Raw genomic sequence first — 20,155 nt, 5'->3', positions numbered from 1 at the left:
CGACCCGCGCCATGCTCAGGTCAACGGGAAGTCCACATACTTCTTGAACCCCGAGCGCGTCGCGAGACGCGAATACCAGCGCTCCAGATTCGGCAGAGAGGGCCGCTGCAAACCGTCGAGGCCGAACCAGCGCTTCGCGTACGCGCCGATCACGATATCGGCGAGCGTGAACTTGTCGCCTTCGAGAAAGAAGCGGCCTTGCAGATGCGTATCCAGCAGACGCCACAGCACGGTGACTGCCTGCACGTCGGCGGCGAGTTTCACGGTGTCGCGCTGGGCCTCGGGCGTACGCACCAGCGTCCAGAACACGGGACGCTCCACAGGCTGCAGCGTCGACAGCGACCAGTCCAGCCAGCGGTCGATACTCGCGCGCAGTTTCGGCTCGGCCGGATACAGCAGGCTCGACTCACCGTATTGCGTCGCCAGATAACGCAGGATCGAGTTGGATTCCCACAGCACGAAGTCGTCGTCAACCAGCGTCGGAATCTTGCCGGTCGGGTTCATCGCGAGATAGTCGGGTTCGTTGTTGCGGCCGAATTGCAAACCCGCGTCGATGCGGTCGAACGGCAGCACGAGTTCGTCGCAGCACCACAAGACCTTCTGGACGTTGACCGAATTGGTGCGTCCCCAGATCGTAATCATCCGGTAAATCCTTTTTTCTTACAGTTGGCAAGCCGCGCGACATGCGCGGCGTTCAGCCAGTAACGATACACGATGCGCGCGCCTTTGCGCGACGGGCCGTCCGGCTGGCATGACGTTGCGTACAATGACCGCACTCCGAATCGCGCGCTGAATACACGCATCCAAACCCACTAAGGCACCGCATGGCCCGCATTGTTCCCGACGACTGGAAGAGCCTTGAAGCGACCGGCGCGGCGGCGCGCGAACGCGAAACGCTCGCGCTGCTCGAAAAGGCATTGCCCGCCGACTACACCGTCTACCACGGCGTGCATTGGACTCGCCTGAATCAGAATTTCTCGGTGTTCGGCGAGGCCGACTTCGTGATCGTCAGTCCCGCGGGGCGCGTGATGATCATCGAGCAGAAAACCGGCTTTCTGCGCGAAACACCGAAGGGGCTCGTCAAGGTGTATCTGCAGACCGAGCGCAACGTCGCGATCGCGCTCGCGCATACGATCGAGAGTCTGCACAGGCGCTTTACCGCGGCGTTCGGCGCGGGCACGTATTTCATCGAGGAACTGCTGTACTGTCCCGATCACGTCGTCAAGGATGCGGCGATCGCCGGCGTGAATCCCGCGCGTATCGTCGACGCGACGCGGCGCGAGCGGCTCGCGGCGACGATCCGCGAAGCGCTGCCGGCCGACGAACCGCGGCTTGCCTGCGCGTCGAAAATCCACCACTTCCTTGCCGACGAACTCGCGTTGACGCCTGACACGAGCGCGCTCGTGGGGCAGGCGGGCACGCTCGTCACGCGCCTCGCGGGCGGACTCGCGACATGGGCCCGGCGGCTCGAATTCGCGCCGTTCCGTTTGCGCGTGATCGGCACGGCGGGCTCGGGCAAGACGCAACTCGCGGTGCAGGTGATGAAGGATGCGGTCGCGCGTGGCGAGCGGCCGTTATATGTGTGCTTCAACCGGCCGCTCGCAGATCACATCGCGCGGGTCGCGCCGCCGGAGGCGAAGGTCGCGAACTATCACCAGCTTTGCGACTGGATCGCGCGCGACGCGGGCCGCGCGCCCGATTTCGAGTCCGCACAAGTGTTCGATCAACTGGAGGTCGTATTCGCCGACACGCGGATCGAACCGCGCTGGCAGTTCGACGTGCTGATCGTCGACGAAGGGCAGGATTTCCAGCAGCCGTGGGTTGCCGCGCTCGAGCGGATGCTGCGGCCGGGCGGCGCGTGGTGGTGGCTCGAAGACCCACTGCAGAATCTGTACATGCGCGAGCCGGTCGCGTTGCCCGGCTGGACCACGCTCAAGGAAACCACCAATTACCGCAGTCCGCGCGACATTCTCGACTATCTGCGCGACGTTCTAGGCGCGTCGGCGCCGCTTGCCGCGGCGCTCGCCTCAGGCAGTCCGTTCGACGGCTCCGAGGTGTCGGTGTCGGTCTACGACGAAGCGCAGGCCGCCGAAAACTGTATTGACGCGACCAAGCGCGCGATCACCCAGGCGCTATCGCTCGGCTTTCGCAAGCAGGACATCGCGGTGCTGTCGTTTCGCGGCCGCGAGGGCTCGGCGATGACCGCGCTCGATCATCTCGGACCGCATCGGCTGCGTAGTTTCACCGGCAAATACGATCTGTTCGGCAACCCGGAGTATCGCGAAGGCGACGTGCTGGTCGAGTCGATCTACCGCTTCAAGGGGCAGGCGGCGCCGTGCGTGATCTTCACGGAGGTCGATTTCGACGCGTTCGACGAACGCAGCGCACGCAAGCTGTTCGTCGGTGCGACGCGCGCGACGATGAAGCTGATCATCGTCGCGTCGCAGCGGACCGCACGGCATTTGCAGCTGCCCGAGGGGAAGGAGAAGTAGGGGGCGGGCGAGACGCCGCACCCACTCAGCGCCTGGCGCTCAACTCCACGCCCTTGCGCCCACCAGCATCCCCGTGCGCGTCAGCGCATCCCACCAGATCACGCGCAGGAGCGGCGCCTGCTGCGCGATCAGCAGCGCCTGCACCGGATCACTTTCGACGAAGTGTGTAACGCCCGCGCGCAGCGCCGCGCTCGCCTTGTGCGCGGCCGCGCCGGCGGGGCTGTCGTCGTGCATGCCGGGCGCTCGCATCACCAGTTGCAAGTGCGCGAAGCCGTGTCGCGCGAGCCACGCTTCGGTGCGCGCGCGATCCATCTCCGGGCGACCCGTGATGATCGTGCGCACGTGCTGCAGGTCGATGCCGGGCAGCACCTCGAACGGCAGCAGCGCGTCACGCTCGGCGAGCGCGGCGGCGAGGTCTTCGTCGTAGCGCGCGAGCGGCACGTCGGGCAGCAGGATGCCGTCGAGGTCGATCGCGTACGCCGCGTATTCGTGATCGTTGGCCATCGCGGGCGCGGCGCCGGCTTCGACGCGTGCCCAGTCGTCGCGGTAGCGCTCGGTGTACGCCTGGCGCTCCCACGGAAAGAGGGCGAAGTAGCCGCGCGCATCGATCGCGTAGTCGGGCTGCGCACGGCTCAGATCATCGACCGCGCCGGTCAGCGTTTTGACTTCGAGCCCGTGCGCTTGCAGAAACGCGATGCAATCGACGAGCGTAAAACCACGCCCGGCGATGTCCTCGCACAGCAGCACTTTCGAGCCCGCGGGCGGGACCGGCAGCGTCGAATCCCATGCGACCGCGCGGGTCTGGCGGTCGTAGCGCAGGAACGCGACCGGCGTGCCGACTGCGTGCGACACCATCAGCGCGAGCGGCGCGCCGCCACGCAGAATCCCGAGCGCCATCGTGAAACGCTCGGCGAGCAAAGCGGGTTGCAGCGATTCGATCCAGTGATCGAGCTGTTCGTACGTCAGAGGCAGGACCGGCTTGTTCATGGCTCTCGAGGCGCAGCGCGGCGCGATGGAAGGCGAAGGTCCGCGGGGACGCAAGCGCGGTGCGCTGACGCGCCGGCGCGACGCCCCGGGGTTCCCCGTTTTTGAGATCACGGATTTTGGCGATATTATGCATGCGGGTCAAAGGTCGCGTGTCGGGGTGATGCGCGTTTGACGGCACGGCACGGCGTAATACTTCGCGTAATGAGATCGGCAGGCCCTGCCGCCGCCCGCAGTCCGGCGCATCAACCGAAAAACGGATAAAAAAGGTAATGGCCAACGTGATTGCAACGCTGCGTAATGCTACCGGGGCAACCTCTGTTCGCTGGCGGACGCGCTGGCTGATGGGACTGACCGGGCTGATCGTTGGGCTGACTGTCTGTTGCGCGTCCGCACAGCCGGCCGGGCAGCAGTCGCCGACGCTGTCGCTCGACGTGCAAGGCAAGATCGCCAAGACCAACGACGCCGCGCATCACGTCTATCACTTCAGCGAGGCCCAGTTGCTCGCGCTGCCCGTCCATGCGATCACGACCTCGACCACCTGGACGCCACGCTCGACGTTCACCGGGCCCAGGCTCGCCGACATCCTGAAGATCGTCGGCTCGTACGGCACCCAGATCGAGTTCCACACGTTCGACGACTACACGTACACCGTGCCGGTGGCGGACTGCGCACGCTACGGCATGATCGTCGCGTACAGCATGAACGGCCAGCGCCTGAAACTCAGCGACTTCGGGCCGCTGTTCCTGATCTACCCGCGCGATGCTTTCCCGGATGAACTGACGGGCGCGGTCGGCGACTCGAAATTCGTATGGCAGATCAAGGCCCTCATCGTCAAATAGCGCGCCGTCCATGGCGGCACGTCCTGTATGTGCTGATCTGGCTGATGGCGCTCGCGGCGCCCGCCGGCGCGATCGGCTATCTGCTCTACGCGGGCCTGCTGAACCCGCGCGCGACCGAGCAGCTGACCGGCACCTACGACGGTTTCTACTGGGACGCGGCGCAACTGCAGATCGCCTACACGCGCTTCGAAAACCAGCTGCTGCTGTATGAATCCGGTGCCGACGACGACTATCAGCGGCTGCTGCTGCGCTTCCAGCTGTTGCAATCGAAGCTGCGCGTGCTGGCCGGCTCGACGCAGCGGCTCTCCGCGCAGCTCGCGCTGCTGCAACGGCAGTTCGACGAAATCAAGGTGCTCGAGCATGTGCTCGACGAGATTCAGCCAGAGATCGACGTGCTGCCGCACGACCGCGCCCGTGCCGCGCGAATCGACGAGCAGCTGCGCCAGCACTGGAACGAGGTCAACGATCTCGCGCTGTCGCGCCGTTTCGCCGATGTCGCCGACCGCGAGGCGATGAACCGCGATTTCATCGACAAGCGCCGCATGCTGTTCGCGGGCGGTCTGGTGCTGCTGTTGCTGTCCTCGGCTGCGACGCTGCTGCTCGTGCTCAACGGACGGCGCCGCACGCGGCTCATGCATCAGCAGCGCGCGGCGCTGGAAGCCGAGCATCAGGCGAGCCGCGCGGCGCGCGAAGCGAGCCTCGCGAAGGATGCGTTTCTCGGCATGATCAGCCATGAGCTGCGCACGCCGTTGCACGCGATCGTGTCGTCGATCGAACTGCTCGGCTTCAACTATCACACGGAGGCCGACCGCAAGGTGATCCAGCGGCTCGAAACCGCGGCGCGCCATCTCGAAGCGCAGATGAAGGATCTGACCGATTACGCGCGCCTCGGCGCCGGCAAGCTCGAATTGCGGCATGAGCATTTCGAGCCGCGCGAGCTGCTGGCGTCGATCGTCGACGAACACACGATGTCCGCCGAGGGGCGCGGACTCAAGCTCGAAAGCGAGGCGAGCGGCGCGAGCGGGCTCGTCGAGTCGGACCCGCACCGGATCCGGCAGATCGTGAACAACCTCGTCACCAACGCGATCCGCTACACCGAAACCGGCACCGTGCGCGTCGAGCTGCGGCAGCAGCCGGGGCTGCTGGTTTTCGTCGTCAGCGATACGGGGCCGGGCGTGCCGTCTGCGCAGATTCCGCGGATCTTCGAGGAGTTCACGCAGCTCGACGCGTCACGCACGCGCCGCTTCGAAGGCGCGGGCATGGGGCTCACGATCGTGCAGGGGCTCGTGAAACTGTTCGGCGGCACGGTCGATGTCGCGAGCACGGTCGGCGAGGGCACCACCTTCACGGTGACGATTCCGGTCGTCCCGGTGGCGACCGTCGAGCCTTCCGGCGTCGAGGCGCAAACCGAGCCGGGCGGCGCGCGGCCGTGCGTGCTGATCGTCGATGACAACCGGCTGATCCGCGAATCGCTCAGCGAAATGGTCGCGCACATGGACTACGACTCGCACGCACTCGGCAATGCCAACGACGCGCTCGCGTGGCTGGATACGCATCGCTGCGACGTGGTGCTGCTCGATCTGTACATGCCGGAGCGCGACGGCTACACGTTTCTCGAGGACTTCGCGTCGCGCGGCGGACCGTCGGCGGGCGTGCCGGTGATCGTGGTCAGCGCGTATGCGCCGGAGGTCGTGCGGGGTGGCGAGAACGGCGCCTCGTCGGTCTTCGAGGCGTTGTTAAAGCCAGTACATTACGAGGATCTGAAGCACGCGCTGCAGCGGGCGCTGACGGCGCGGCATCCCGGGTGAGGGAGCGGTGCGGCGCGCAGCGCGCGCGTCGGCACCCGTGGTTCAGGGCCGGTTGAGCCGCTTCGACAGATCGGCGACGAGAATCGCCATGCGTGCGGGTTTCTCGTAGCACGCGACGTCGTAATCGCGGATCACCTGGCTGATCTCCGATTCGCTGGCCTTGCCGGTCAACAGCTCGCCGGTCAGCACGAAGATCGGCGCGTCCGGGTTCTCCGATGCGCGCACTGCGCGAATCGCCGCGGCTGAGGTCTGTGCGCCGAACAGCCAGTCGATCACCACGCCGTCGAACACCTGCGTCTGCAATTGCTCGCTGAAGGCCGCGAGCCCATAGATCGCGACCGCCGTGAAGCCGCTGCGCTCCAGATAGTCGCGCAGGTTGTCGGCGCTCGCCTGATCGTCGTCGACGACCGCGATGGTCGGCTTGTCCGCTTCGGCGCGGCGCGGATAGATCTCGATCTTGTGGACTTCGTAGGCGCTCTGATACAGCGCACCATCGTGACGCGCGACGCGCCATTGACCGAGCCGCGAATAGGCGACGAACTCCGGGCGGCTACCTGGTTCGAGGGCGGCACCGACCCAGGCGGTGCAGGCGATTTCGGTCGCGCCGATGCAGAACACCGCCTCCTGGGCGATCGCGCCGACGACGCCCGGATCGAGCGACTGCGCGCCGAACAGTTGCGCCGCGGGTTCGTCGAATACCTCGGCGACTTTCTTGATCTGCGACAGGGTCCACGGACTATTGCCGCGAAGTTTGCGGTGCCCCTGTGAAAAACTCAGATCGAGGATGCGGCACAGCTCTGTGGTTTGCTGCCGCTTGCCGATTCCATGCCGGCTCATCAACTCGCGCACGCGCTCGGCAACCGCGATGGAGTCGGGTGAGTGTGTTTCGTTGGCCATGCTGCGTGAGAATCCGCCGGGTTAATAGGTACAAGAGGAACGCTTTCGACAGGCGCAAGCCTACCTTGCGCATGCAACGCGCATGAATCGGCCACGCGGGGACAGCCAATGTACCGCAAAAATATTCGCGATTTATGATTTTGTCTGACCGCTCGCCGAGGTCGTTGATGCAAGCGACGCAACGGCCGTACCGGCGACTTTTGATGCATTGAGCATCAAAAGCATTCTACCGGTGAAACGACGACGAAACCCTGGGGAATGCGCGAATGAAGCAGTGCGCGGGGGCAAACCCGTCTGCGGACGGTCGCAGGCGCGCTCGCGCGGCGCGCGGTCAGCTTGCCGGCATGGTGTCGAGCCGGGCCGCCGAGTTTTGAAGTCCTTTAAAAATCCGCTCCGCGACCTTGCCCGGAAAGCGCTCGGGCAACTCCGCCGATACCCGCTCAATCACGCCGGGCGTCTGTTCGATCAATCGCTGGATCAGCGGCTCGGCGTCGGCGCCGTACGAGCACTTCAACGCCATCGCGTTGAAGTGGCGCCGCTGCACATCGCGAAACGCATCGTGCTTGCTGCGCGACCACAGACCCATCGCAAGCCGCGCCTTGTACCACGACCACTGGTTCGGGCCATTGCCTTCGACCGGCCAGATCGACATCACGTCGTAGAGAGGCGTCATACGGTACTGGCCGCCCGCGAGCAGACGGATGCTGAAGTTCTTCGCGTGCCCGTCCGGCGCGGCAAGCATCCAGAACAGGATCTGGCTCGCCAGCAGCGTCTCGATGTCGTGCCTCGCGTCGACCGATTGCTGCAGGATCCGCGCAAGGTCGAGCACGCCGGGGCCGCCCTCGTTCTCGTATTTGCGGTGCGACGGCACGCCGTACACCTGGCAGAAGTCTTCCTGCGGCAGACGCAGCAGCCATGTGCCGCTCGAATGCATCTGCCGGTCGAAGCGTTCCACGGCGAGCACCCGCTGCTTGCCGAACCTGAGCACCTCGGCGTTGGCGGCCGGCAGGCCGAACGCGCGCAGAATCCGCAGACACAGCCACTCGTTTTCAACCGACGTGCTGAGATCGGCAAGCCGGTTGCCGACCAGCCCGAGCGGCAGCTTGAAGATATGCGTGGTCGGCGTCGCGCCGTGCGGCCGCTGCCATTGGCCGTCGTGCCACAGCAGCGCGGTTTTTTCCTGCGCGCCAGCCAGCGAGATGCGGAAGTCGTCGCTTTCGTCGGGCGCGCCAAGCGACGGTTTGCCGACCGTTTGCGCGAGCAGCGCCTCGATGTCGCCGTCGGAGAGCGGCGTGCCTTCGATCCGCTGGACCCCGGCCGGTGCGTCGTCTTCGGCAAGCAGCTGGACCGCGCCGACGCAGTCGCGGCCGATCGCCTGCAGCAGGTCGAACGCGTCGAGCGTTTCGGTCCGATAGCGCTGCGCGATGCGTTTGCGGATGACGTCGCTGTCGGGCAGCAGGTTGTCGAAAAAGTTGAGCACCCGCGGCCCTTTGTGCGTCATGTTGCCGGGCGTAAACGGCAGCGACAGCGACAGCGGACGACCCGCGGGCGAGGCGATCCACGCGGCGTCGTAAGCGAATTCCATCGGGCCGCGCGCGGGCAGGCGCCAGACGCCGACGCGCTCATTGTTCGCCCACACCGACAAGGCCTTCGAAGAAGAGGTTTGCCGTGCCATCTCACCACTCGACGATCGGCGCCGGCCCGGGGCTCGGCTCGTGCTTGTCGCGCAACTGCAACTGCAGGCCGTAGGCGCCGCACAGTGCCAGCAACTGTGTGAGGGTGAGCGCGCTCGCGTCGGTTTCGAGCGCGGAAATGCGACTTTGGCTCACGCCAATGCGTGCGGCCGCCTCGGTCTGCGTGAGGCCGGCCTGGCGGCGGCTGGCCGCAAGCAGCTGGGCGAGCTGGTCAGATGTGGCGATCGGGTGGAGCATGGCGGACTATCTGTGAGACAAATAAATGCAATTTATGCGCCACACGAATATTTGTCAAATATTCGTGTGGCAGATAATTGACGAATATTCGTGTGGCGGATAATTGGAAAGTTTCGCTGGGGCCGGCGGCTTCGGCTTCGCGATGAGCATGGGTGGCGTCATTACCGCGCGGCATGCTGTAATCCCGCCCGATACCACTGAACCCGACCCAACCGATGCCACTGATGACCGAACCCGCTGTCCGCCACGCCGACGTCCCGTACTACAGGCAATGGGGCAGCCCCGAGTGGGTGCGCGACATCGTCGAACAGCAGCGCGACCCGTGCGACGATCCGCACTGGCAGCGCAGCGGTTTCGTCGACCGCGAGCGCTATCGTTTCTGGGCGCAGCGCCTGTGCGGGCTCACGTGCCTCGAATCGGCGCTCGACTACTGGCGCATCGAGCACGCGCCGCGCGCCGCATTGCTCGACGACGCGTTGCGGCACGGCGTGTATCGGCTGCGCGATGATGGCGGCGTCGACGGCCTGATCTACCGGCCGTTCGCCGATTGGGCGGGCGCTGCGTTCGGTCTGGCCATCGATGTGCTGCCGCAGGCGCCGCTCGAGGAGATCGCGGCGCGGCTCGACGCCGAGACGCTCGCGATCGTGTCCGTGAGTCCCGAGATTCGCTATCCCGAGCGGCCGAACCAGCAGCAGGGCGGTCATCTGATCCTGCTGCACGGGCGGGATCGCGACGGCGTGTGGTTTCACAACCCGTCGGGTGTCGCGCCGCATCAGGCCGACGCGTACCTGCCGTTCGCGACGATGTCGCGTTTCTATGCGGGGCGGGGGATGACGCTGAGCCGCCGCACAAGCTAGCGGGCCGTGACTGGTCAATTTTTTTGCGCTCGGTTACGGTGACGCCATGCCCACTCCATCCGGCATTGGACCGTTCCGCCCATGACCCGCCCGACCACGCAGATCTTCGACGCCGCCGCCACCGCGCGTCTGATGCCTTACGCAGCGCTTGTCGACGCGTTGCGGCGCGCAAGCGTCGATTACGCGCAACAGCGCATCGTGAGCCCCGAGCGGCTCGTCGTGCCGCTGAACGCGGGCGGCATCATGCTGTCGATGCCCGCCACCGCGCCTGATCTCGCGATCCACAAGCTCGTCAACGTGTGCGCGAGCAACGGCGCGCGCCATCTGCCCACGATCCACGGCCAGGTGATGGCCTTCGATGCCGACACCGGCGAGACGCTGTTCGTCCTCGACGGCCCGACCGTGACGGGCCGCCGGACCGCAGCAATGTCGATGCTCGGCATCGCGACGTTCGCTCGACGCGCGCCCCGCGAAGGCGCGCCCCGCGAATTCCTGCTGATCGGCACCGGCACGCAGGCGCTCAATCATCTGGAGGCGATCGGCGAGCTGTTTCCCGACGCGCGCGTGTCGATCAAGGGCAGTGCGCCCGCGCGTGCCGAAGCATTCTGCGCGGCGCAGCGCGGCAAGGTGCGCGAGTTGCGTCCGCTCACACAAGCAGGGGCGACGATTCCCGCTTCGACCGACGTCGTGATTGCATTGACCACGAGCAGACAGCCGGTCTACGACGAGGCGGCGCGTGCCGGGCGGCTCGTGATCGGCGTCGGTGCTTTCACGCCGCAGATGGCCGAGATTGGCGCGACCACGCTCGCCGGCAGTGCGCTATTCGTCGACGATCCGGCCGGCGCGAGGCACGAGGCCGGTGATTTCATCCAGGCGGGTGTCGACTGGGCCCGCGTGGGCGGGATCGCCGCGGTGCTGGATCAGACGCAGCCGGTGCCGGCGGGGCCGGTGGTGTTCAAGAGCGTCGGCTGCGCAGCGTGGGATCTGGCCGCGTGCCGGGTCGCGCGCGACGCTTTGGAACGGGGCTGACCGTCACCGGCTCAACCCGCAAAAAATCGAGCAAAATATCCCTAAAAAACAGTCGTCTGCCGCGCAAGGTTGGCGCTTTGCGCTAACCTGAGGCAGATGTTGCCGTGCAAACTATCCCGAAACGTTGCACCATAGGCGTTCGCCGGAAAAGGCGCCATCGCCGACGGGAGCCGTAGCCCGTCCGCCGGCCGCCGATTCCTGATCGACGCCTTCTCCCTAGACGCTGCGACCGTGCCATGACGACCCAACAAGCTTCCGCCACACCCGACCTGCCGCTCGACATGATCATCTTCGGCGGCACCGGTGATCTGTCGTTCCGCAAGCTGCTGCCTGCGCTTTACATGGCGCATCTGCACTGCAACCTGCCGCCGGACACCCGCATTCTGACGATCGGCCGCAAACCCTGGTCGCGCGAGGAATACATCCGAGAATTCATGGAGCAGAAGGCGAAGCCCTTCATCGACAAGAAGGCGTTCGAAGCGTCCGCGTGGGACAAATTCCTCGCGCTGTTCGAATACGTAAGGATGGACGTCGACTCGTCCGAGGACTACCAGCGCCTGAAGGAAGCGTCGCGCGAGGGCGTGAACCGCGTGTTCTATCTGGCGACGTCGCCGGATCTGTTTACCCATATCTGCGACAACCTGTCGTCGGCCGGGCTCGTCGATGCCAATTCGCGTGTCGTGCTCGAAAAGCCGCTTGGTCACGATCTGGCCTCCGCAAAGGAAATCAACATCGCGGTCGGCAAGCATTTCGACGAAGCGCAGATCTACCGGATCGACCACTACCTCGGCAAGGAAACCGTCCAGAATCTGATGGTGCTGCGCTTTGGCAATCCGATTTTCGGACCGCTGTGGCAGGCGCCGTACATCAAGAGCGTGCAGATCACGGTGGCCGAAACGGTCGGCGTCGGCAGCCGCGCGGGGTTCTACGACAAGACCGGTGCGCTACGCGACATGGTGCAGAACCACCTGCTGCAACTGCTGTGCATCGTCGCAATGGAGCCGCCGGTGTCGCTCGATCCCGACGCGGTGCGCGACGAAAAGCTGAAGGTGCTGCGCTCGCTGCGGCCGATGACACCCGAGGACATCGCGCGCGACACGGTGCGCGGCCAGTACACGGCTGGCGCCGTCGACGGCGAGGCGGTCAAGGGCTACCTCGAGGAAGACAACGTGCCGGCGGGCAGCCGCGCCGAAACCTTCGTCGCGCTGCGCGCGCGGATCAACAACTGGCGCTGGGCCAACGTGCCGTTCTTCCTGCGCACCGGCAAGCGGATGCAGAAGAAGCTGTCGGAGATCGTGATCGAATTCTCCGAATTGCCGTTCTCGATCATTCCGGCCAATGGCCGCAGTTATGGCAATCGTCTCGTGATCCAGTTGCAGCCCGAAGAGTCGATCCAGTTGCAGGTGCTCGCGAAAGAGCCGGGCAGCGGAATGCACATGCTGCCGGTGAACCTGAACCTGGACCTGCAGCAGGCGTTCACCGAACGTCGCGCGGAAGCCTATGAGCGGCTGCTGATCGACGTGATCCGCGGACGTCTCACGCACTTCATGCGTCGCGACGAACTCGAAGCGGCATGGGCGTGGGCCGAGCCGATTCTCGACGGCTGGGCGAAGTCCGGCGAGCGGCCGCGCTCGTATTCGTCCGGCACGTTCGGGCCGGCCGCATCGACCGCGTTGATGACGCGGGAAAATGCGGTGTGGGCGGAGGAGTCGCAGTAACGGGCTTTCGATAGCGCGCGATTGACGCGGCTCGTGACGTTGCAGTGACGTCGCGAGCCGTTTTTGCATGCGCTGCTGTTTGTGCATTAATTGTTAGTCATGCGTATGGTTCGCGCCTATGACGGTTGCCTTGTCCGCATCACACAACGGTATTCCGGAGGACTGCATCGATGATGCGAATTCTCGTGACATTGACCTGGGCGGCAAGCGTGGCAACCACACTCAGTCTCACGGCTTGCGCCAGCAGCGGTCTCAATGCCCGGAGCGATCCGCCGAAGGTGATCATCGACAGCGACTACAACACGCTCGGCGACGACGGCCAGCTCGGAGTGATGGCTGCGCAATTGCAGGCGCAAGGTTCGCTGAACGTGCTTGGCATTACCGTGGTGTCCGGTAATCAATGGCTGAAGCAGGGCGTTGCCGACGCGCTGAAATCGGTCGAACGACTCGGCGTCGAAAATCAGATCGGCGTGTATGCGGGCGCCAATTACGCACTGTCGCACGACTTCAGAACCGTCCAGCGGGAACTGAAGGAATTTCCCGGCGGCGACGGCTATATCGGCGCATGGAACAAGGCCGAACCGAAATCGGAGAGTGACCTCGTCGCGCCGCCGGACGGCTTCGCGACGCACACCAAGGTGCGCAACCAGAGCGCGATCGACTTCATCGTCGAATCAGTGAAGCGTTATCCGGGCGAGGTGACGATTCTTGCGATCGGCCCGCTGACCAACATCGCGTTGGCCACGCGCGAGCATCCCGAGATCGTGCCGCTGATCGGGCAGATCATCTACATGGGCGGCGCGATCGACGTGCCGGGCAATACCACGCGAACCGCCGAGTTCAACTGGTGGTTCGATCCGCAGGCAGCGAAAACGGTCCTGCGTCTGCCGATCAAACAGACGGTGATTCCGCTTGACGTGACGAATACCGTGCAAATGAACAGGGCGGTTTACGATCGCATTGCGCACGATCCGGCGAAGCAGACCATCATTACGCAACTCTTCAAGACGCTGAACGGCTACGGTTTCGACGGCAAGAACGGCTTCGAGACCAATCCGGATTACACGACGAGCATCTGGGACACGTTGACGCTCGCGTACCTGATGCATCCGTCGTTCGCGACGCAGACCGTCGAGGAGTGGGTGGATGTGGATACGGGCTTCGGTGCCGACGATGGCAAGGCAAGGGGCTACACGAGTTCGCCGCCGCCTGGGTTGCAGAAAATGACGATCGTCAAACGATTCGATAATCCGGCGTTCTTTAATTTCTATGTCGATCTGTTGACGCGGCCGGTGCCGGTGCGGCAACCGGACAAGTGAACGCGCGAGCGCACCCGCTTCATGCGGGATGCAGGCCACGCAGCAACTGACGCACACGCGACAGATCCTGCTCGACGTCCCCGGCCTTTTCGAACAGCTCCGCGAGCCAATCGACGAACGCGCGGACGCGCGGCGACACGCGGCGGTTCTTCACATACGCGACCGAGACCGGCATCGGCACGGGTTTCCATTGCGGCAGCACTTCACGCAGCAGGCCCGAATCGAGGTAAGGCTGTGCGGCGATCCGCGCGGGCTGGATCATGCCGAGGCCTTGCAGACCGCAGGTCAGGTATGCCTGTTCGTCGCTGACCTGCACGAAGCCGTTGAGCTTGACCTTGCGGGCTGCGCCATCCACTTCAAAATCGAAATCGCATTCGCGGCCGCTATGCGGCGACACGCAGTTGACCGCGACGTGCGCGCGCAGCTCGTCGAGATCGGCGGGCGAGCCGTAGCGATCCAGATAGGCCGGACTCGCGCAGGTGATCTGATCCAGCGTGCCGAGTTGCCGCGCGACGAGATTGGAATCGGGCAATTCACCGAGCTGGATGCTGCAGTCGATTGCTTCGGAGACCATATCGACGATGCGGTTGCTGACGCCGATTGCGAGATCGAGGTTCGGGTAGCGGGTGTGGAAGTCGTCCAGGGACGGAAGCACGATTGCAGTTGCTACCGCGCTGGGCATTTCGATCCGTAGGCGGCCGGTAAGGTTGTCGGTCGAATTGCGGAGGCTGGCTTCCATTTCGTCGATGTCGGCGAGGATTTGCGCACAGCGCTCGTAGTAGGCTGCGCCTTCTGAGGTGACGCTCAGGCGGCGTGTTGTGCGGACCAGTAGCGCTGTGCCTAGCAGGGCTTCCAGGTTCTGGACGATCGTCGTTGCCGTTGCGCGTGGAATGTTTAATGATTCCGCTGCGCGGGTGAAGCTGTTGGTGTCCACAATTCGGATGAATGTGCGCATTGCAGTTATTCTGTCGATCACTTTCGTGCTCCAAATGGTTTCTTGTTCTTTGCCTGCGGTGTTTTGTTCTTTGTTCTTAGGGTGTTGGCCTTTCCTTGCTGTCTTATCGGTCTATTTGCGTAGCCCCTGTGCGGGGCGGCACCTACTTTCTTTGCTGCTGCAAAGAAAGTAGGCAAAGAAGACAGCTCAAACCGCTAATTCTTAAGTGGGTCCCCTGGCTTGGAGGGGGCAGTGGTGCATCTGGAATCCGTTCCCCCGCACACTCCGCGGCAGTGACAAAGCCGTCATCCGCACCCACTCCGCACTGCGTGCGTCGCGGACGGGTATGCAGGGGAAACCAGTGGTATTTTTTTGTTAGCGGGCCATCGGCTTCGCCTCGGCAACGCGCCGAAACGACCAATGGTTTTGGCCGGGGTTTCGGCGCGCGCAGCGCCGCCGGAGGTATGACTGCCTTGTCAATAACGCGGAATGTGCGAGAACACAGATTCCAGATGCACCACTACCTCATGCAGACCGAGGTGCCCGCTTATGAGCTAGCGGTTTAAAGCTGTCTTCTTTGCCTACTTTCTTTGCAGCAGCAAAGAAAGTAGGTGCCGCCCCGCACAGGGGCAACGCTAATAGACCGACAAGAAATCAAGGAAAGGCCAACACCCTAAGAACAAAGAAAAAAAGCGAAGGCAAAAAAACAACAACAAACAGAACCCGCGCCGCAGGCGCAAAAAAACGCACCCGCTGCGCGGCCAAAAAATCGCAATTACTTCTTCAACGAATCCATATCAATCACAAACCGGTATTTCACATCACTCTTGAGCATCCGCTCATAAGCCTCATTAATCTTCTGCATCGGAATAATTTCGATATCAGAAGTAATCCCATGCTCACTGCAAAAATCGAGCATCTCCTGCGTCTCGGCGATCCCGCCAATCAGCGAACCAGCAAGGCGCCGCCGCTTGAAGATCAGGTTGAAGACCTGCGGCGACGGATGGTCGTGCTCGGGAGCCCCAACCAACGTCATCGTCGCATCCCGCTTGAGCAGATTCAAAAACGGATTCAGATCATGCTGCGCAGCCACGGTATTGAGAATGAAATCGAAGCTATTCACATGCGCTTCCATCTCCTGCGGATTCCTCGAAACCACGACTTCATGCGCACCAAGCCGCTTCGCATCCTCAATCTTCGACGGCGACGTCGTAAACAGCACGACATGCGCACCCATCGCCCGCGCCAGCTTCACACCCATATGGCCGAGACCGCCGAGGCCGACAATCCCGACCTTCTTGCCCGGTCCCACGCCCCAGGTGCGCAGCGGCGAATACGTGGTAATGCCGGCGCACAGCAGCGGCGCGACACCCGCAGGGTCGAGATTCTCCGGCACGCGCAGCGTAAAGGCCTCGTCGACGACCAGTTGCGTCGAATAGCCACCGTAAGTGACCTGTCCGTCGACGCGATCGACACCGTTATACGTGCCCACCCAACCATTCTCGCAATACTGCTCGAGACCTTCCGCGCAACTCGCGCAAGTGCGGCACGAATCGACCAGACAGCCGACCGCGACGAGCTCGCCGACCTTGTACTTCGTCACGCTCGGGCCGACCGCGGTCACGCGGCCCACGATCTCGTGGCCCGGCACGACCGGGTAAATCGTGTTCTTCCATTCGTTGCGTGCCTGATGCAGGTCTGAATGGCACACGCCGCAGAACAACACTTCCATCTGCACGTCATGGGCGCGCGGTGCGCGGCGCTGGAATTCGAACGGGGCGAGCGGCGCTGTGGCGTCGGTCGCTGCATAGGCATATGTCGTGCTCATGGATAGCTCCAGCAAAGAGGGTGATGGCGCAACAGGCGACGCGCCGGCGATGCGCAACACGGGTTGCGGATGCGGCGGGCCGCAGCTTGAACCGGGATCAGGGCGCGAGCGCCGGTGGCCGCGATTCGCGAGCGCTCGGCTGATGGCGGCCAATCACCGCGCACGCTGCGCGCGATGAAAAAGGCGATCCGGCAGGGTTCCCATCTTAGGAGTCCGACGCCCCTCGCGGAATACCTGATTGTCTTGAAGATTTGCCTAAAACTCTGGAGGGGCAGCGCGATAGACTGTTTGGTGCTAGATTCCAAGCATTATTCTCCTGGTTGTCACCATATCGTCATGTCCACTCAAGCTGCCGGTTCCGTTACCGACAATCCCGCGCAACGCCGCTTGCGCGAACTGTTCGATCTGCTCGCACCGAATGCCGGCATGACGCGCTCGAGCCTCGAAGGCGTCAACCTGATGCGCGCGAATCGTCCGATGCCGCGCATGCCGGTGATGTACGAGCCGAGCATCGTGATCGTCTGCCAGGGACGCAAGCGCGGCTATCTCGGCGATCAGGTATTCCAGTATGACGCGCAGCAGTACCTGGTGCTGTCGGTGCCGTTGCCGTTCGAATGCGAGACCGAGGCAAGCGAGCAGGAGCCGTTTCTCGGCATTTCCGTGCGCGTCGATCTGACGATGGTCGCCGAGTTGCTGATGGCGCTCAATGAAACCCAGGGCATCGCGCAGCACGAGCCGGCCGGCATCTACTCGACACCGCTCGATCCCGCGCTGAGCAGCGCAGTGCAGCGGCTGATGGAAGCGCTCGCAGCACCGCTCGATGCGAGCATTCTTGCACCTGGAATCGTGCGGGAAATCTGCTATCGCGTGTTGACCGGCGAGCAGGGCGGCGCGATTCGCGCGGCGCTCACGCATCAGAATCACTTCGGCCGCATCGCGAAGGCGCTGCGGCGCATCCATGCGGACTATCACGCGTCGCTCGATGTCGATACGCTCGCGTCCGAAGCCGGCATGAGTCTCGCGGTGTTTCATGCGCAGTTCAAGGCCGTCACCGCGACCTCGCCGATGCAGTACGTGAAGACCACGCGTCTACATCACGCGCGTCTATTGATGGTGCAGGACGGTTTGAATGCGGGCGCGGCTGCCGCGCGCGTCGGTTACGAAAGCGCTTCGCAGTTCAGCCGCGAGTTCAAGCGGCTGTTCGGCCTGAGTCCTGTCGACGAAGTCAAACGGATGCGCGTGGCTCACGATGCGCCGCCGCCGCGCGTGCAGAAACCGGTGCCGCGTTATGTCACCGTCGTCTAAAGCCCGCTGAACCAGTTGTACCCCTGATCTTCCCAGTAGCCGCCCGGATTCGTGTTGGTCACGAAGATCGCGGCGATGTGCTTGGGATTCTTGAAGCCGAGCTTGGTCGGCACGCGCAGCTTAAGGGGATAGCCGTATCTGGCCGGCAGCGGCGCGTTGCGGAAATCGAGCGTCAATTGCGTTTGCGGATGCAGCGCGGTCGCCATGTCGAGGCTCGAATAGTAGCGGTCCGCGCATTTGAAACCCACATAGCGTGCGCTCAGATCGGCGCCGATCCGTTCAAGAAACGTGCGAAACGGCACGCCGCGCCATTGTCCGATCGCGCTCCAGCCTTCGATGCATACGTGACGCGTGATCTGCGAGACCTGCGGCAGCGCGCGCAACTGCTCGAGACTCCAGCTGCGTTTGTCAGCCACGAGCCCCGACACTTCCAGCCGATAGGTCGAGCCGTCGATGTCCGGCGCGTCGAACTCGGGATAGAACGCGTTGAATGGAAACGGATCGGTAATATCGCGCGCCGAATACGTCGGCGCGAGTTTGTTGCGATCGAACAGCCAGGCCTGCACTCGATCGTTCCAGCGCGACATCGCCCATAGCACCTTGTCGACGGAATCGTTGTCCTGCAGATTGCAGCCGGACAGCATCGCGAGCGCGCCGATCGATAGCGACGAGCGCAGGAATAATCGGCGTTGCAACCGCTCGATCTGCGGACGGTGCTCGGCCAGCACGATACGTTGCGGGTCGCTCATGCGCGAGTCCTCTCGTGTGCCTGATCGATGCGATGCGTGCTGCGCCGGGCGTGGCCGGTGACCATCGGCGGTAATGTGCGCGGCACCAGCAGCACCAGCAACAGATGCACGACGACAAAGCCGACCACGCCGGCCATCGCGACGAAATGAACGCGCCGCGCAAAATCGAAGCCTCCGAACAGCGCGGTCAGCCACGAAAATTGCACCGGCTTCCAGATCGACAGCCCCGAGGCGACGAGCAGCACGCCGAGCAGCAGCACCAGCAAATACAGTGCACGCTGCACGGCGTTGTACTTGCCGGTCTCGTGCGGCAGTCTGAAGCGCAACGCAAGCGCCGTATCGCGTGCCACGTCGCGGGGACGAACCGGCAACAGCTTGTGCCGCAAATGGCCGCTCGCCACGCCATACGCGAGATACAGCAGACCGTTCGCGCACAGCAGCCACATCGCCGCGAAGTGCCATGCGATCGAGCCGCCCAGCCATCCGCCGAGCGTCGCCCACGCGGGAAAGCGCAACGCAAAGATCGGCGACGCGTTGTAGATCGCCCAGCCACTCATCACCATGCAGACCATCGCGAACGCGTTGATCCAGTGCGTCACGCGAACGACGAGCGGATGGACGATCAGAAATGCGGGAGATTCGGGCATTGGCTTGAATGGCGAGAAAGAGGAGTGGAAACGACGCACCGCTTTACATCGGCGGCGTCACTCCATGCTCGCCGGCCGAAATGAAATTCGCCGCCATCGAGCCATCCGCATCCTTGTGCGCGAACAGCACGACCTTCGTGCCAGGCGTGAGCAACGCACGGTTGCCGGGTTCCAGACTGACGATCGGTACATCCTGCGGAATCACGATTTTCTTCTCGCCATCCTTGTACTTGACGGTAATCGTGCGGCCGTTGCTGACCACAAGCGAGCCAACCGTGCCGTTCGTCATCGTGCTGTTCGTGCCGAGATCCCACGGGCGATGACCCTCGCCCATGCCGCGCATGCTCGGCGGAAACACGTGCACTTCGAGTGCCTTCAGCGTGCCGTCGGACTGCGGAATCGCGGCGGTGCCGACGTAGCTGTCGGGCTTGATGTCGGTGACGTTGGCGAGCGTGACGCCGCGAATCGGCGTGTCGGCGGCGAGCTTGACGTCGACGTCCTGGCCGTCGCGCGTGTGGACTTTGAGCAGATCGCCCGACAGCGACGTCACCGTGCCGCGCACGCCGGTGGGCGCCGCGTTCTGGGCCGAAGCCGCGGACATCGTTGCGAACAGCGCGGCGGCGAGGGCGGGGACGGCGAGGGCGCGCAGCGCTCGCGCAGATAGGGTCTTCATGATGTAACTCCAGGAAGGGGATACAGCGTGGTGAACGGTGTGGTCAGACTATTCCCCGGATCGGCTCATCAGAGTGACGGGAGGATGACAAAAACGTCATGATCGTCCGACGGCGTCCACGTAGAATGGCCGCCGGGAGCGT

Annotated in this window: 18 protein-coding genes; 8 read left to right on the top strand and 10 right to left on the bottom strand. The window is 63.8% G+C overall.

Translation table 11 applies throughout. From position 1 onward, the window contains the following. Positions 1-15: 15 nt before the first annotated feature. Positions 16-642: a glutathione S-transferase family protein gene (locus L0U81_RS22215; RefSeq protein ID WP_233805655.1), complete on the bottom strand. Its 627-nt coding sequence runs from the start codon at positions 640-642 to the stop codon at positions 16-18. A gap of 182 nt (positions 643-824) precedes the next feature. Between L0U81_RS22215 and L0U81_RS22210 the strand changes: the two genes are divergently transcribed. Continuing rightward, positions 825-2,492 (top strand): ATP-binding domain-containing protein, encoded by a 1,668-nt coding sequence (locus L0U81_RS22210; protein WP_233805654.1) that lies wholly within the window; start codon positions 825-827, stop codon positions 2,490-2,492. 39 nt (positions 2,493-2,531) lie between these two features. Here L0U81_RS22210 and L0U81_RS22205 read toward each other — a convergent pair whose 3' ends face one another. After that, complete coding sequence (locus L0U81_RS22205; RefSeq protein WP_233805653.1) at positions 2,532-3,479, bottom strand: phosphoribosyltransferase; 948 nt, start codon at positions 3,477-3,479, stop codon at positions 2,532-2,534. 269 nt (positions 3,480-3,748) lie between these two features. Between L0U81_RS22205 and L0U81_RS22200 the strand changes: the two genes are divergently transcribed. Together L0U81_RS22200 and L0U81_RS22195 are read left to right on the top strand one after the other, a co-directional pair. Continuing rightward, on the top strand, positions 3,749-4,318 hold the full coding sequence (locus tag L0U81_RS22200; protein WP_233805652.1) for a molybdopterin-dependent oxidoreductase: 570 nt from the start codon (positions 3,749-3,751) through the stop codon (positions 4,316-4,318). Continuing rightward, on the top strand, positions 4,288-6,126 hold the full coding sequence (locus L0U81_RS22195) for an ATP-binding response regulator (protein ID WP_233805651.1): 1,839 nt from the start codon (positions 4,288-4,290) through the stop codon (positions 6,124-6,126). The genes L0U81_RS22200 and L0U81_RS22195 overlap by 31 nt, the downstream gene beginning before the upstream one ends. Positions 6,127-6,168: 42 nt before the next feature. On the opposite strand, the gene L0U81_RS22190 is transcribed toward L0U81_RS22195, so the two are convergent. The 3 genes from L0U81_RS22190 to L0U81_RS22180 all read right to left on the bottom strand — a co-directional run bounded on the left by L0U81_RS22190 (position 6,169) and on the right by L0U81_RS22180 (position 8,954). Further along, positions 6,169-7,023: a helix-turn-helix domain-containing protein gene (locus L0U81_RS22190; protein WP_233805650.1), complete on the bottom strand. Its 855-nt coding sequence runs from the start codon at positions 7,021-7,023 to the stop codon at positions 6,169-6,171. Positions 7,024-7,354: 331 nt separating this feature from the next. Next, on the bottom strand, positions 7,355-8,698 hold the full coding sequence (locus tag L0U81_RS22185; protein WP_233805649.1) for a type II toxin-antitoxin system HipA family toxin: 1,344 nt from the start codon (positions 8,696-8,698) through the stop codon (positions 7,355-7,357). A gap of 1 nt (position 8,699) precedes the next feature. Further along, on the bottom strand, positions 8,700-8,954 hold the full coding sequence (locus tag L0U81_RS22180) for a helix-turn-helix domain-containing protein (protein WP_233805648.1): 255 nt from the start codon (positions 8,952-8,954) through the stop codon (positions 8,700-8,702). A 224-nt stretch (positions 8,955-9,178) separates the two neighbouring features. Between L0U81_RS22180 and L0U81_RS22175 the strand changes: the two genes are divergently transcribed. The 4 genes from L0U81_RS22175 (at position 9,179) to L0U81_RS22160 (ending at position 13,877) form a co-directional block, all read left to right on the top strand. Beyond that, the gene (locus L0U81_RS22175) at positions 9,179-9,811 is read left to right on the top strand and encodes a C39 family peptidase (RefSeq protein WP_233805647.1); all 633 of its coding nucleotides are present in this window, start codon (positions 9,179-9,181) and stop codon (positions 9,809-9,811) included. An 81-nt stretch (positions 9,812-9,892) separates the two neighbouring features. After that, the gene (lhpI, locus tag L0U81_RS22170; RefSeq protein ID WP_233805646.1) at positions 9,893-10,840 is read left to right on the top strand and encodes a bifunctional Delta(1)-pyrroline-2-carboxylate/Delta(1)-piperideine-2-carboxylate reductase; all 948 of its coding nucleotides are present in this window, start codon (positions 9,893-9,895) and stop codon (positions 10,838-10,840) included. Between the two features lie 236 nt (positions 10,841-11,076). Then, complete coding sequence (gene zwf, locus L0U81_RS22165; protein ID WP_233805645.1) at positions 11,077-12,558, top strand: glucose-6-phosphate dehydrogenase; 1,482 nt, start codon at positions 11,077-11,079, stop codon at positions 12,556-12,558. A 170-nt stretch (positions 12,559-12,728) separates the two neighbouring features. Beyond that, positions 12,729-13,877 (top strand): nucleoside hydrolase, encoded by a 1,149-nt coding sequence (locus L0U81_RS22160; protein ID WP_233805644.1) that lies wholly within the window; start codon positions 12,729-12,731, stop codon positions 13,875-13,877. A 19-nt stretch (positions 13,878-13,896) separates the two neighbouring features. Here the strand turns inward: L0U81_RS22160 and L0U81_RS22155 are convergent, their stop codons facing one another. Further along, positions 13,897-14,853, bottom strand: a complete 957-nt coding sequence (locus L0U81_RS22155; RefSeq protein WP_326489849.1) for a LysR family transcriptional regulator — start codon at positions 14,851-14,853, stop codon at positions 13,897-13,899. A 733-nt stretch (positions 14,854-15,586) separates the two neighbouring features. Next, complete coding sequence (locus tag L0U81_RS22145; RefSeq protein ID WP_233805643.1) at positions 15,587-16,639, bottom strand: NAD(P)-dependent alcohol dehydrogenase; 1,053 nt, start codon at positions 16,637-16,639, stop codon at positions 15,587-15,589. 336 nt (positions 16,640-16,975) lie between these two features. Here L0U81_RS22145 and L0U81_RS22140 point away from each other — a divergent pair, with 336 nt between their 5' ends. Next, on the top strand, positions 16,976-17,944 hold the full coding sequence (locus L0U81_RS22140) for an AraC family transcriptional regulator (RefSeq protein WP_233805642.1): 969 nt from the start codon (positions 16,976-16,978) through the stop codon (positions 17,942-17,944). On the opposite strand, the gene L0U81_RS22135 is transcribed toward L0U81_RS22140, so the two are convergent. The 3 genes from L0U81_RS22135 to L0U81_RS22125 are packed head-to-tail and all read right to left on the bottom strand — an operon-like array spanning position 17,941 to position 20,013. After that, complete coding sequence (locus L0U81_RS22135) at positions 17,941-18,693, bottom strand: molybdopterin-dependent oxidoreductase (RefSeq protein ID WP_233805641.1); 753 nt, start codon at positions 18,691-18,693, stop codon at positions 17,941-17,943. The two genes, L0U81_RS22140 and L0U81_RS22135, sit on opposite strands and share 4 nt — an antisense overlap. Further along, entirely contained in the window at positions 18,690-19,340 is a 651-nt protein-coding gene (locus L0U81_RS22130; RefSeq protein ID WP_233805640.1) for a cytochrome b/b6 domain-containing protein, read from the bottom strand. The genes L0U81_RS22135 and L0U81_RS22130 overlap by 4 nt, the downstream gene beginning before the upstream one ends. Before the next feature lie 43 nt (positions 19,341-19,383). Further along, entirely contained in the window at positions 19,384-20,013 is a 630-nt protein-coding gene (locus L0U81_RS22125; protein WP_233805639.1) for a DUF5666 domain-containing protein, read from the bottom strand. Positions 20,014-20,155 lie beyond the last annotated feature (142 nt).

The organism is Paraburkholderia sp. HP33-1 (assembly GCF_021390595.1).
Classification (GTDB): domain Bacteria; phylum Pseudomonadota; class Gammaproteobacteria; order Burkholderiales; family Burkholderiaceae; genus Paraburkholderia.
The sequence above is the reverse complement of the archived record's forward strand: the minus strand, read 5'-3'. Positions and strand labels throughout refer to the sequence as shown.